Origin of the sequence: Veillonella parvula (assembly GCF_018378075.1) — a bacterium.
Classification (GTDB): Bacteria; Bacillota; Negativicutes; order Veillonellales; family Veillonellaceae; genus Veillonella; species Veillonella parvula_K.
The window spans coordinates 117,342-130,354 of sequence record NZ_JAGZYE010000004.1 but is presented as its reverse complement, the minus strand read 5'-3'; the positions used below and the strand labels follow the sequence as shown (position 1 = coordinate 130,354).

General features: G+C 39.0%; 11 protein-coding genes. 9 read left to right on the top strand and 2 right to left on the bottom strand.

Translation table 11 applies throughout. The features are described from left to right. The first annotated feature begins 87 nt into the window (after positions 1 to 87). From KH286_RS05390 to KH286_RS05370, 5 genes are all read left to right on the top strand, one after another. A complete protein-coding gene (locus tag KH286_RS05390; protein ID WP_118091045.1) occupies positions 88 to 960 on the top strand; it encodes a helix-turn-helix domain-containing protein in 873 nt (290 codons plus the stop codon). A 319-nt stretch (positions 961 to 1,279) separates the two neighbouring features. Continuing rightward, positions 1,280 to 2,146, top strand: coding sequence for a DMT family transporter (locus tag KH286_RS05385; protein WP_039965380.1), 867 nt, complete (start codon positions 1,280 to 1,282; stop codon positions 2,144 to 2,146). 253 nt (positions 2,147 to 2,399) lie between these two features. Further along, the gene (locus KH286_RS05380) at positions 2,400 to 3,422 is read left to right on the top strand and encodes a methionine ABC transporter ATP-binding protein (RefSeq protein WP_118091044.1); all 1,023 of its coding nucleotides are present in this window, start codon (positions 2,400 to 2,402) and stop codon (positions 3,420 to 3,422) included. 71 nt (positions 3,423 to 3,493) lie between these two features. Continuing rightward, positions 3,494 to 4,093, top strand: coding sequence for a methionine ABC transporter permease (locus KH286_RS05375; RefSeq protein ID WP_423837869.1), 600 nt, complete (start codon positions 3,494 to 3,496; stop codon positions 4,091 to 4,093). A gap of 54 nt (positions 4,094 to 4,147) precedes the next feature. Further along, a complete protein-coding gene (locus KH286_RS05370; RefSeq protein ID WP_008602988.1) occupies positions 4,148 to 4,972 on the top strand; it encodes a MetQ/NlpA family ABC transporter substrate-binding protein in 825 nt (274 codons plus the stop codon). Positions 4,973 to 5,106: 134 nt separating this feature from the next. On the opposite strand, the gene KH286_RS05365 is transcribed toward KH286_RS05370, so the two are convergent. Both KH286_RS05365 and KH286_RS05360 read right to left on the bottom strand, forming a co-directional pair. Continuing rightward, a complete protein-coding gene (locus KH286_RS05365; RefSeq protein WP_278617726.1) occupies positions 5,107 to 6,930 on the bottom strand; it encodes an ABC transporter ATP-binding protein in 1,824 nt (607 codons plus the stop codon). Continuing rightward, positions 6,927 to 8,816 carry an ABC transporter ATP-binding protein gene (locus KH286_RS05360; protein WP_278617725.1) on the bottom strand — a complete coding sequence of 630 codons (1,890 nt, stop codon included), beginning with the start codon at positions 8,814 to 8,816 and terminating at the stop codon, positions 6,927 to 6,929. Before KH286_RS05360 ends, KH286_RS05365 begins: the two co-directional genes overlap by 4 nt. A 210-nt stretch (positions 8,817 to 9,026) precedes the next feature. Here KH286_RS05360 and KH286_RS05355 point away from each other — a divergent pair, with 210 nt between their 5' ends. From KH286_RS05355 to KH286_RS05340, 4 genes are all read left to right on the top strand, one after another. Beyond that, entirely contained in the window at positions 9,027 to 10,493 is a 1,467-nt protein-coding gene (locus KH286_RS05355) for a DASS family sodium-coupled anion symporter (RefSeq protein WP_105086923.1), read from the top strand. 259 nt (positions 10,494 to 10,752) lie between these two features. Continuing rightward, complete coding sequence (locus KH286_RS05350; RefSeq protein WP_128114419.1) at positions 10,753 to 11,157, top strand: PACE efflux transporter; 405 nt, start codon at positions 10,753 to 10,755, stop codon at positions 11,155 to 11,157. 58 nt (positions 11,158 to 11,215) lie between these two features. Beyond that, the gene (locus KH286_RS05345; RefSeq protein ID WP_101928728.1) at positions 11,216 to 11,719 is read left to right on the top strand and encodes an ECF transporter S component; all 504 of its coding nucleotides are present in this window, start codon (positions 11,216 to 11,218) and stop codon (positions 11,717 to 11,719) included. A gap of 152 nt (positions 11,720 to 11,871) precedes the next feature. Further along, complete coding sequence (locus tag KH286_RS05340) at positions 11,872 to 13,005, top strand: trans-sulfuration enzyme family protein (protein WP_101928729.1); 1,134 nt, start codon at positions 11,872 to 11,874, stop codon at positions 13,003 to 13,005. Positions 13,006 to 13,013 lie beyond the last annotated feature (8 nt).

Genomic DNA, 13,013 nt, shown 5'->3' with positions numbered 1-13,013 from the left:
TTCTTTTCTTCACTGACACTATATACTATACTCTGAGCAGCTCTTGTTGAAGAGTAACTGATATTGCTTAAAATAGGAGGTCACATTATGGATTTTAATGAAAAATTACGGGAGTATAGAACACAATCTGGATTATCTCAGGGGAAATTAGCAGAAACACTTAATGTGTCGAGACAGGCCATAACAAAGTGGGAATCGGGCAATGGAATGCCGGATATTTCAAATTTAAAGGCCCTTTCAGGTGTATTCAATGTCTCTGTGGATGAATTGCTTTCAGAAGAAGCGGTTAAACCTCGATATCCTTATGAAAGCATCGTAGAATATGATATCGATGAGATAAAACATTTCGATATTAAACTGGGTTCTGTTAATTGCGTAAAAATGAGAGCTGGAGAGGGTGAGAAGATAAAGGTTCAATTGGTCAGTGATACTATTGAAAATTTGACGGAACTGGTGAAAGTAAAAATCGATGATATCAAAAGGCGTATCGATGTGGATGTAAATTGTTCCAAATCCTTATCTGAAGAGCTTGTAAAAGAACATTTGTGGATTTTTATAAATTTGCCTGAAAAATATATGGGAGATACGGAGCTAGCGACCCATTGTGAAAAACTAGAGCTATTTGATATTATTAGTGAAAAGTTTGAGCTAGACGGAGCGGTTAAAGAAATTTATATTGCCGGCGGTAACAGTCATATAGAGCTGGATAACAACTCTCCAATGGAGATATATGTAGCGGATTATACGGGGCGAATTGATGTGAATCAGATATCGGCGAAATCTCGGCTGCATGTCCCTCACGAGTATGCTTTCAAAGCGGTGAAAAAAGGTATTCGTACTAAATTGCTCTTTGAAGATCGTGGACATTTTGTAGACGATTTTTCTGTGTCTGAATCAGAAAATCAAATTGAAATTAATGGAATCAATAGTGAACTTACAATAGTCAAGTTAAGTGAATAGTTGTATTAACTACATAGACATATCTGCTACATAGTTTTCATAAAGCGTTATTACTTTTTCTAACGACTTTGTTACACATTTTGTAGGTCCCATAAGGAACAAAGCATCCCCTTCATAGGAATAAAAAATATGATTTAATTTATTGTAGTGTTAGGGGTATATTATGGTACTATTGAGATAGTGTTATTAAGCTATAAAACATGTAGATAACATGATCTTGGTAGAATGAATCAAGATAGAAATAATTTGGATAGAATATACGTTAATCAAAGTGGATTATAAGATTGTATAGGTGAATGCTATTGAAAGGTGGATGTTAATGACAAATCGAAAGAAAGCACTTTTAGGTGCTTCTGCTACTATTGCGGTGTGGGCTACTGCATTTCCTTTCAGTAAAATAGCATTACAGTCAGTAGATTCATTGACATTGTCTGTGGCAAGGGTCATGGGTGGCGCTTTACTTATGCTGGTAATCGGTGTTGTAAAAGGGCTACATATACCGACAACATGGCGTGAGTGGGGACTATATATTCTGTTAGGTGCTACAGGGAATTTTCTTTACCAAGTTGTATTTAATGAAGGCTTGCGCACAATTCCAGCGGCCACATCCAGTATTATTATGGCCTTGACTCCGATGACGACAGCACTGATGGCCACGATTATTTATAAGGATACAATACGACCTATAGGATGGCTATTTACCATAACTGCATTTATAGGTGTAGCCATAATTATTCTATGGAATTCCGCCCTTACTATTCCTGTAGGAGCCTTGTGGACTTTGTTAGGGATGATACTCTTTGCAGTGTATAATATTCTAAATCGTGGACTTAGTTTAAAGGGACATAAGCCTATTACCATTGCTATGTGGTCTATGTTTACGGGGGCTATTATGGCATTGCCCTTTGCGGAACATGCTATTGAATTGATTGTGGTGGCACCGATTAGTGCAAAATTTGCTATGGCCTATTTAGCATTCCTATCTAGTGCGTTAGGCTTTGTATTCTGGAGCTATGCCTTGGAACATGCTGAAAAGGTTTCTGATGTAACTAATTTTATGTATATCTCGCCTATAGTGGCAGCTATTGTAGCAGCCTTCTTATTGGGGGAAATACCTAATATGGGTCTCTATATAGGGGCGCCTGTCATTTTAGGATCCCTATATCTCTTTAATCGATATAGATAATTTATTTTTGTTAGTGTTTGAATTGGTTCAGCTTGATGTAAAAAAATAAAATTAGATAAATAGGGATGTGAACCCTTATAAGATAAGAGCTATATAATAAAAGAACCTCAACCTTTTAACTGGTGAGGTTCTTTTTTGGTTTGACAGTCCTTATAAATTGTAGTAATCTAAGTACATAATTAAATCATACCTTATAGATATGTTTTAAATTTAAAATTAATTCCTACTGAATTGTAGGAAAAGAGGTGGTACAGTGATTGCTATACGAAATGTAACGAAAGAGTTTGATGTTAATAAGCAAAAGGTTACTGCATTATCTGATGTAAACTTTACCATAGAAAAAGGCGACATATTTGGCATTATTGGCTTTAGTGGAGCCGGTAAATCTACACTGTTACGCATGATTAATGCTTTAGAGGTACCTACCTCTGGTCATGTTGAAATAGATGGTGTGAATATCAATGGTTTAAGTTTTAACGAGCTCAGAAAGGTTCGTAAGCGCATCGGCATGGTGTTTCAACAGTTCAATTTATTGAATGCTAAATCTGTGTATGATAATGTGGCGATTCCATTAATTCTAAATAAAGTTCCTAAATCAGAGATTGATAATAAGGTTAAAACCTTGTTAGACTTTGTTGATTTAGGTGATAAAGCAAATGCCTATCCAGGAGAATTATCTGGTGGTCAAAAGCAGCGCGTTGGTATTGCTCGTGCGTTGGCTACAGATCCATCAATTCTGCTTTGCGATGAAGCAACAAGTGCTCTTGATCCAGATACAACAGAGTCTATTCTTCAATTATTAGAACGCGTTAATCGTGAACTAGGGGTAACAGTCGTTATCGTAACTCATGAGATAGATGTAATCCAAAAGATATGTAATCGCGTTGTAGTTATGGAACATGGGAAGCTTATCGAGAGAGGTTCTGTACTTGAGGTGTTTAGTAAACCTAAGCATGAAACAACAAAACGATTTGTTAGGACTGTTATTCCTGATGAAATCCCATCTACAGTTAAACATACCTTGGCTTGTGATAAAAGGCCTTACACAATACTTAAAATGCACTTCTTAGGAAATAATACAACTGATAATGTGCTATATCATATTAATAAAACTTTTGATTTAGAAACGAGTGTGTTGTTTGCTACGGTAACAGAGTTAGAGCATACGGTACTTGGAATTTTCATCGTTCAGTTCATTGGTGATGATCTTGAAGTGGGCAAGGTAAAAGAGTATCTTGTGACACAAGGCATTGAATGGCAGGAGGTGGCACTATAATGGATTTCTTTATGCAAGAACTTGGCGTTCCCGGTTCGCAGTTATTACTAGCTGCAGAACAAACATTATATATGGTGTTCCTATCTCTATTCATTGGTACAATACTAGGGTTAATTATTGCAGTTACACTGGTGGTAACAAATCCTAATGGGATTGTTAAAAATAGTGTTGTTTATACCATTACAAATACAATTGTTAATATCGTGCGTTCCGTACCATTTATCATCTTGATGGTGTTTATCTTACCGTTGACTAAGATGATTGTTGGTACTCGTGTGGGCACAACGGCGGCTATTGTACCGCTTGTTATATTCATTGCGCCTTATCTTGCTCGACTCTTTGAAAACTCTATTTTAGAGGTCAATAAAGGCATTATTGAGGCTGCACAGTCTATGGGGGCCTCTCATTTTGAGGTGATTTGGCATTTCCTTTTACCAGAGGCAAAGGGATCGCTTATCTTATCCATTACAACAGGTACTATAGGTCTTATCGGTGCTACTGCTATGGCTGGTGCCATTGGTGCAGGTGGTGTAGGTGACTTGGCTCTTACCTATGGTTATGAACGGTTGAACTTCCCATTGATGCTATTTACCGTTGTTATTTTAATTATTTTTGTTCAAATTATTCAAACAATAGGTAACTACTTTGCACGTCGTGCGCGTCGTTCCTAATTTGATGAAATAGATTTTAGTTATATGGATTGTGAAAGTATAGGAGAATGTACTATGAAATTTAAAAAATTCCTTGCCCTTGGTATGGCATTAGTATTTAGCGTAGCTTTTATCGCAGGTTGCGGCTCTAATAATAGCGATAATGGTGCTAAAAAAGAATTAACCTATAGTAAATCTCAAGGCCCTTATTCTGAATTGTTTGAAAAAGGTGTAAAACCAATTTTAGAAAAACAAGGCTATACCTTCAAAGGTGTAGATATGTCTGACTTGGTACAAGCAGACCAAGTATTGAGTGATGGTGAAGTTGATTTTAATGTTGAACAACATACAGCATACATGAAAAACTTCAACGAAAAACAAAATGGTCATCTTGTAGCATTGACCCCAATTCCAACAGTGCCAGCTGGTATCTTTAGTGGTTCTAAGACATCTTTAGATCAAGTAGCTGATGGCGATACTATTGCAGTTCCTAATGATGCGTCTAACATGGCTCGTGCCTATGCGTTGTTGCAAAAAATCGGTTGGATTAAACTTGATCCTAATAAAGACTTAGCGACAGTCACACAAGCAGATATTATTGAAAATCCTAAACATCTTAAATTTACAGAAATGAAGTCCCTTACAATTCCTTCTGTACGTACTGATTTTGATTATATTGTTATTACAGGAGCTATTATTTATAATGCAAAAATTGATCCTAAATCTGCATTGGCAAATGAAGATGTATTGCCACAATGGTTATTACAACTTGTAGTAAACGAGAAAAACAAAGAGGCTCAATGGGCAAAAGACATTGTAGCAGCTTATCATTCTCAAGAATTTAAGGATTACATGGAAAAAAATAATAACGGTTTATGGTTTGTACCAAAAGGTGAATAATTAATAGAAAAACGTACTATATATGTGCACAAATAAAATAACCGCTGACAAGTAGTAACTTATCAGCGGTTATTTTGCCGTTTACGGAATGATCTCAGGAGATTTCCATGCGTAAGATTGTTAAAATTATTATTCTATACCGTCATTCCTACAGCATAGTTTTCATATAGTTTCTTATAGTATCCGTTAAGTGTCATGAGTTCATCATGTGTCCCTTGTTCTACAATGGTGCCGTTTTCTACCACTAGTAGGAAGTCCGCATTTTTTATTGTAGACAAGCGATGGGCGATAACGATACTAGTTCGACCTTTGAGAAGAGTGTTCATCGCTTTTTGAACCTCTACTTCGGTTCGGGTATCTACGTTAGCCGTTGCTTCGTCAAGGATGAGAATGCTAGGATCGGCTAAGAAAGCCCGAGCGATGGTAATTAATTGGCGTTGACCTTGGGAGAGATCATCACCACCTCGGTTAAGCATCGTATCATATCCATTGGGTAATGTACGGATAAAGTGATCTGCCATGGCAAGCCTTGCGACATACTCGATTTCTTCACGTGTAGCATTTGGCTTGCCGTAGCCAATGTTATCGGCGATAGTACCCGTGAAAATCCAAGCGTCTTGCAATACCATTCCTACCGTATTATGTAAGCTTTCACGAGACAAATCCCGAATATCTACACCGTCAATAGTGATGCGACCATTTTTAATGTCATAGAAACGCATGATGAGATTCACTAATGTAGATTTGCCAGCTCCGGTAGGACCTACGATGGCTACCATAGAGCCAGCTGGAATGTGAATATTAATATTCTTCATAAACACATTGGACGGTGTATAACCAAAATCAACATGTTCAAAATCAATTGTCCCCATATGAGCTTGATTACTTGGTTGATTGGCCGTCATAGATGTGTTAGTACTAATAGCGTCTCTATCAGTTTTTGATGAGCTGTTGGATAATGTCAATTTTCCATCATCAATTTCAGATGGGGCATTAATTACCTCGTAAATACGGCCTAAGGCCGCAGCGGTTTCTTGGAATTTTGTCATAATATAGGAACTACGAGATAGGGGATCGGATACCTGACCTACATAGAGGAAGAATGCCTGAATATCCCCAATGGAAATGGACCCACGTAATACCATAAGACCGCCTTGAATAGCGACGAGGCAATAGGTAAATTGATTTAAAAATTTTACGAGAGGCTCTACAAGCTGACTGGTGAAAGCAGCACTTCGCATACTTTTAAATAGATTGTCATTCAGTATATTTACTTGGCGAGTTGTAGTCTCTTCTAGACCAAAGGTTTGAATAATTGGCTTGCCTACAACGATTTCTTCTATGCCACTGTTGAAAGCGCCTAATGCATTCTGATTTCTAAGATACACGCGGCGGGCTCGTTTAGATAGCCACGTTAAGCATACGATACCAATCAGTATGATGACGATGATGGATGTTCCCAAAATCGGACTGATCCAGAGCATCATTGCAGTGGCGCCGATGATTCCGATAATGGCGGACACGAGACCGGGCACACCTTCACCTATCGTTTCAGCAACGGCATCCAAATCAGAGGTTAGACGGCTTAGAAGATCACCACGTTGGTGATCGTGAAAGTATTCGATAGGCAATGAGTATAAGTGAGTACTCATGCGTGTACGCAAGGCGAGTACTGTTTTTGATCCAATGGAGGCCATCATGTATTCGCCGAAGTATGTGAATAAAGCATGACCTCCATAGATGGCGATAAGCCAGAGGATGATTGTATCAATAGAGGCGAATATGGTATTAATGTTTTGGTTTGTTTGTAATCCGCTAATAATAGCATCTACGACCTTGCCAAGTAATACTGGAGCTGATACCTCAAACATAGCTGCTGTGATAAGGACTAAGATGAGTAGTGCTAGCCAACCCCATTGGCTTTTAGAATCGATCAGGAAACGACGTAATGGGTTCATGCTGTCACCTCCTGAGATGCTAAAATTTGTTTATATACGGTAGAGTTTTCAGCTAACTCATCATGAGTGCCATACCCTGCCACTTGACCTCTGTTGATGATTAAGATGTGGTCTGCTTTTTTTGCAGCACTTACCTTTTGCTCTACAGAGATGAGAGCGGGGCGATTGTCCTTTTGCAATTCCTCATGTAATACGGTGCGAACGGCACGCTCTGTGGTGCCGTCGAGAGCAGAGAAACTATCATCGAATATAAATAAATCAGGTTTGCGCACGAGCGCTCTAGCCATGGCAAGACGTTGGCGTTGACCTCCAGATAGATTAGTACCACCTTGGGAGACGATATATTGGTAACCACCTTCAAGGCGACTAATAAATTCATCCGCCTTAGATAATCGGCATGCATTTTCTATATCTTGAACTGAAATATCTTGGCTTGGTGCAGCACCGTAACGGATGTTCATTTCTACAGTCCCTGTAAATAAGTAGGCTTTTTGTGGGACATAACCGATGCGTGAGCGTAAGTCATCTACATTCCATTCATAGATGGATTTGCCTTTGAAGAGAATGTCTCCAGACTCAATGGAGAATAGGCGAGGGATTAGGTTTGTAATCGTACTTTTACCAGAACCAATATCACCCATAATAGCCAATGTTTCACCGTGATGAACGGTAAAGGAAATATTTTCTAAAGCCGGCGATTCTGCATTATCGTAACGGAACGTAACATTGCGAAATTCCAGAAGTGGAGTATCATCGTTTGCCGATGCCGATGCCGATGCCGATGCCGATGCCGATGCCGATGCCGATGCCGATGCCGATGCCGATGCCGATGCCGATGCCGATGCCGATGCCAAATCTACAAATTTTCTGCTATCTTCTTGGCCAACTATATAATGGGTGTTTAAATTTGTATTTTTATTATATGGTTCAGGAAATGTATCTGAGTTTTCGTGTTCCAATAACTCTTGAATGCGGGTGTAACATACGATAGCTTCGGGTATATCTATGATGACGAAAATAGCCATGAGCATACTTAAGAGGATAAGGTTAGCGTATTCAATAACGGCCATAATGTCACCTATTTGTAGGGATCCTATGCTTACGTTATAGCCTCCGAGCCAAAGGATAGCAACGGTACTCATGTTAAAGAGAATTAATATAGTCGGTAAACCAATAGCAAAGGTTTGGCGTAATCTTTTATTTAGTTGAGCTGTTTCTGTAAAAATTTCTATTTCTTTAGTATTTTCGTAATATCTTCTATTGAAAGCTCGTATAACAGGCATGCCCACAATATGATCACGTACCATATCGGTAATAGTATCTAGTTTTAGTTGTAACGCTTTAATAATAGGTAAGGCGCGACTTTCAATAAAAATTATGGTCAGTATCATGAATGCCATAACAGCAAGGATGACGAGACCTAGTTGCCAGCTCTTATAGAAGGTTAGTCCTAGACCAATACATATCATGAGAGGCATAGGGAGAATCATATTTAAACCTTCTCCTAGAACTGATTGAATTTTCTCAACGTCTCGGCTGGTTCGCATGAGTATGGTGCCTGTACCAAAGTGTGTAAAGTCGCGTAGTGAAAAGGCTTGTATAGCTTTCACCAAATTGTCGCGCAATACTTTGCCTATAGAGGCTGAAATATGAGCGCTCATAGCAACACCTAGGATAGCAGACGATACTGTTAATAGTGCAACGATAAGCATCGTTGCACTAGAGTTAGTAATCATCTCTAAATCACCATGGAGGACACCGTTATTGATGATGGTAGCTGTTAAGGTTGGTATATATAAAGTGCCTGCTACATTGAGTAACGAAAGAAGTGACACAATGATAATAGAGAACCATAAAGGTTTTATATAACTAGAAATTAACTTCATTTCAATCCTTTCGACATATCTTTCGATATATTAGTGATTTTCGATGTTTATATTATATTGTATAAAACCAAAAATATCTAGTAAAAACTATTACTAAAAGTTTAGTATTAATCAATAAGTATTATGACGAATATTATATTCTCACTAAAAAAATTCTGCTATACTGTATTAGCAATTTTGCAGTTTTATTTTTAGTAAGGAGTGTTCTTAATGAAGTTGAATTGGAAATTATTTGCACCGCTTGTAGTAGCTATTCTTGTATGGCTCATCGGTGCTCCTGAAGGTCTTAGCGCAAATTCTTGGATTTATGTAAGTATTTTTGCAGGCCTTGTGGTGGGGTTGATTTTAGAACCAATGCCACCAGCTTTCATCGGTATCATTGCTGTTACCGTATCTATGTTATTTAAGGTTGGTCCAGCACCTATTATAGACAAAGCAACTGGTGTAGCAAAGGCTATTACGGATGCCCAAGCTATCAGCTGGGGACTTAGCGGTTTCTCTAATGCTATCGTGTGGTTGATATTCGCAGCATTTATGATCGGTATCGGTTATGAAAATTCTGGTCTTGGTCGACGTATTGCATTGTTCCTCGTAGCCAAGCTTGGAAAGTCCTCTTTAGGCCTTGGGTATGCTATTGCTATTACTGACCTTGTGTTGGCTCCATTTATTCCAAGTAATGCGGCTCGTTCTGGTGGTACGATTTATCCAATTGTATCTAGTATTTGTCCGATGTTCGATTCTTACCCCGATAAGAATCCTCGTAAAATTGGTTCCTATTTGAACTGGGTAGCATTGGCAACAACTTGTGTATCTAGCTCTATTTTCTTGACTGGTGCGGCGCCAAATCCATTGGCTCTTGAATTGTCTGCAAAGTCGGGTATCGTAGCTGCCAACTGGGGCACATGGTTCCTAGCATTCTTGCCAGTGGGTATTATACTATTTATCATCACACCATTATTGACCTATGTATTCTGTAAACCGGAGGTAAAAGGGTCCCCTGAAATTGCAGCATGGGCAAGGGATGAATATAAGAAATTAGGTTCCATGACACGCAGTGAAATTTTCATGGCCTTGATTTCCGTGTTGGCTCTTGTGTTGTGGATTGGTGCTTCTACATTCAAAGTAAACCCTACAACAACAGCTTTGATTGTTATTATCTTGATGATTTTCACTAAGATTATGACATGGCAAGACTTCCTTGCTAACAAACCAGCATGGAATGTTTTGACTTGGTTTGCTACACTCGTACCTATGGCTTCTGGCCTTAAAAATGTAGGTTTCTTAGACTGGCTTGCTAAATCTGCTGGTGATTCTTTGGTTTCTTTAGATCCTACAATGGCAGTTCTTGGCTTGTTATTAGCATTTTGCTTACTTCGTTACTTCTTTGCTTCTGGCACTGCTTATGTAACAGCTATGGTAGGCTTGTTTGCTACTCTAATTCTTCAAATTCCTGGTGTTGATCCAGCTCAAGTTATGTTAATTCTTTTAGTACCAATGGGTATTATGGGTATCCTTACACCATATGGTACTGGTCACAGTCCAATCTGGTTTGCTAGTGGCTATAACAAAGGGCCTGAATTCTGGAAATTAGGCGCTATCTTTGGGATTATCTACCTTGCGATATTTATCGTGGTGGGTATTCCATGGATTCAGTTCGTAATGCCACTTTTAGGATAGGCTTTCCGCCGCCATATGTCTCTCTGCGCTCCATTCGCTGCAAGTCGCTGGACAGACATATGGCGGCTTCTTTTATCCTGAAATGGCAATACTCACTTTGGGAAAAGCAAGTCGAGTTTAAAGAACACTACGAGTAGCTTCCTTTATATCCGAAAATGGCAAAACTCGACAGAACTCGACAAATCTAAAATAATAAATATAATATTGATGTGATAGTAAATATCTTTTTTGGGTTTTCTGATGGAGGTGGTTTATTATTATGTCTGCTACAGAGCGTGTTGTACAGTCGATTTTATATGAGCTAGGCTGTGTTTTGATTGGCTGTTTGGTGATGCAGTTTGTTCCGCATGAGGGGCAGCCTTTGGTCTTGATGATTATTTTTTCCTTGTTGGCGATGGTTTGGAATTTTGTGTTTAACTGGATATTTGATAAACTAGTACCAGGTGACCGATTAGCGCGAGGGCCTGTAATCCGCACAATTCATGCAGTGTTGTTTGAAGGTTTGTTTATGCTTGCCACAGTGCCTATTATTATGTACATGATGCATATGAGCTTTTGGATGGCCTTTGCTACAGATATAACGATGACATTAGTCATATTAGGTTATACTTATATTTATAATTGGGTATATGATCGAGCACGTCTATATTTTGTAGAGGCTTAATTTTAAATGTGAGGTAGGTACCTCTTGTAAAATCTATATCGTATAGTAGGAGGTTCTTATGTCTACAAAATCTATTACCGGCACAGGTCTCTTGTTGGCCGTTGCCTTATTGGCGCAAAGCTTGCGCCTTATGTTTCCATTTATTCCAAACCAAGTGAGTATGTTCCTCATCGGTTCCATTACATCTGCTACATTTGTTTTAGCGACGTGGCGCTATGGTTGGAAGAATGGTCTCGTTATCGCTTGGATCGCTCCGGTAGTAGCGCATTTACAAGGTATGTTACCGCTACCGCCGTTCATTTTGATTACGGCTCTTGGCACGACAGCGTATGTATTTGTGGCACATTGGTTACAACATAAGCCAAAGCTTTTACTTATTATTGTGGCGGCTTTGGTAAAAGCCGGCGTACTCTTTGGCGGGTATTCCTTGTTTTTCTCCTTGTTCCAATTTCCACCAAAGATTGTAAATACCATGCTTTTCGTATCTAGTTGGCCGCAATTGGTAACTTCGTCATTAGGGATTATTTTGGCATTACTTATTACTAAACGCACTAAAAATTAGGTCAACTTAACTTAGAGTTATGACAACCCATTCAAAATAGATATGTCTTTTTAGGGGCACTCAGGATGTATGAGTGCCCATTTTTGTTGACCTTAATCATTGTCTACTCTTATAATTAACATATTGTATACAAATATGAGGAGTTGATTGGAATGAAGTTTAATACAAAATGCGTTCATGGCAGTGGTAAACCGGATGATACCGGTGCGATTTCCCCTGCAATCTATATGTCTAGTACGTTCTCTCATCCAAAGTTGGGTGATACAACAGGTTACCAATATTCACGTGAGTCTAATCCAACACGTGACCGCTTAGAACAATTGATAGCTGGCCTTGAAGAAGGTACAGATGCATTGGCATTTTCCTCCGGTATGGCAGCTGTGGACGCAGTATTCCACCTATTCTCTCCTGGAGATCACATCATCTTAGGTGATGATTTATATGGTGGTTCTATCCGTATGTTCACAAATATTTATGAACAGAACGGCATTGAGTTCACTTATGTAGGCACCTCTGATCTTGATGCGGTGAAAGCTGCTTTTAAACCGAATACAAAGGCTGTTTATATTGAAACACCGACAAATCCTATGATGGAGATTACCGATATTCGTGCACTCTGTGCAATGGCGCATGCACGTAATGCGCTAGTAATCATCGACAATACTTTTCTAAGTCCATATTTCCAAAAGCCATTGACCTTGGGTGCCGATATTGTCGTTCATAGTGGTACCAAATTCATTGGTGGTCATCATGATGTAATTTCTGGCTTTACTATTGTAAAAGATGAAGAAATCGCTGCAAAATTGCGTTTAACATACAAAACAGTTGGTGCATGCCTATCCGCTATGGATAGCTGGCTCGTTATTCGCGGCGTAAAAACATTGGCACTTCGTATGGAGCAACACCAAAAGAATGCCATTGCTCTTGCGGAATGGCTAAAGACACAACCTAAGGTAACAAAAGTATTGTTCCCAGGACTTCCTGAACATCCGGGCTATGAAATCAATAAAGCTCAAACAACAGGCTTTGGCGGCATGTTATCCTTCGAAGTAGATAGCGAAGAAACGGCTAAACAAGTATTAGAAGGTATTGAGCTTATTCAATTCGCTGAAAGTCTTGGTGGTACAGAATCCTTGTTGACATACCCTGTAACGCAAACACATCCAGATTTAAAACCGGAAGATGCAGAACGTAAAGGTATTACACGTCGTTTGTTGCGTTTATCTGTAGGGATTGAAGATACAGAAGACTTGATTGCAGACTTGGAACAAGCTTTTAATAAATAAAGGAGTTC

Coding starts and splice junctions, on each gene's coding strand:
- KH286_RS05365 (WP_278617726.1), bottom strand. CDS start 6,930: ATGAACCCATTACGTCGTTTCCTGATCGATTCTAAAAGCCAATGGGGT.
- KH286_RS05375 (WP_423837869.1), top strand. CDS start 3,494: ATGGTGTTCCTATCTCTATTCATTGGTACAATACTAGGGTTAATTATT.
- KH286_RS05355 (WP_105086923.1), top strand. CDS start 9,027: ATGAAGTTGAATTGGAAATTATTTGCACCGCTTGTAGTAGCTATTCTT.
- KH286_RS05345 (WP_101928728.1), top strand. CDS start 11,216: ATGTCTACAAAATCTATTACCGGCACAGGTCTCTTGTTGGCCGTTGCC.
- KH286_RS05340 (WP_101928729.1), top strand. CDS start 11,872: ATGAAGTTTAATACAAAATGCGTTCATGGCAGTGGTAAACCGGATGAT.
- KH286_RS05350 (WP_128114419.1), top strand. CDS start 10,753: ATGTCTGCTACAGAGCGTGTTGTACAGTCGATTTTATATGAGCTAGGC.
- KH286_RS05390 (WP_118091045.1), top strand. CDS start 88: ATGGATTTTAATGAAAAATTACGGGAGTATAGAACACAATCTGGATTA.
- KH286_RS05360 (WP_278617725.1), bottom strand. CDS start 8,816: ATGAAGTTAATTTCTAGTTATATAAAACCTTTATGGTTCTCTATTATC.
- KH286_RS05370 (WP_008602988.1), top strand. CDS start 4,148: ATGAAATTTAAAAAATTCCTTGCCCTTGGTATGGCATTAGTATTTAGC.
- KH286_RS05385 (WP_039965380.1), top strand. CDS start 1,280: ATGACAAATCGAAAGAAAGCACTTTTAGGTGCTTCTGCTACTATTGCG.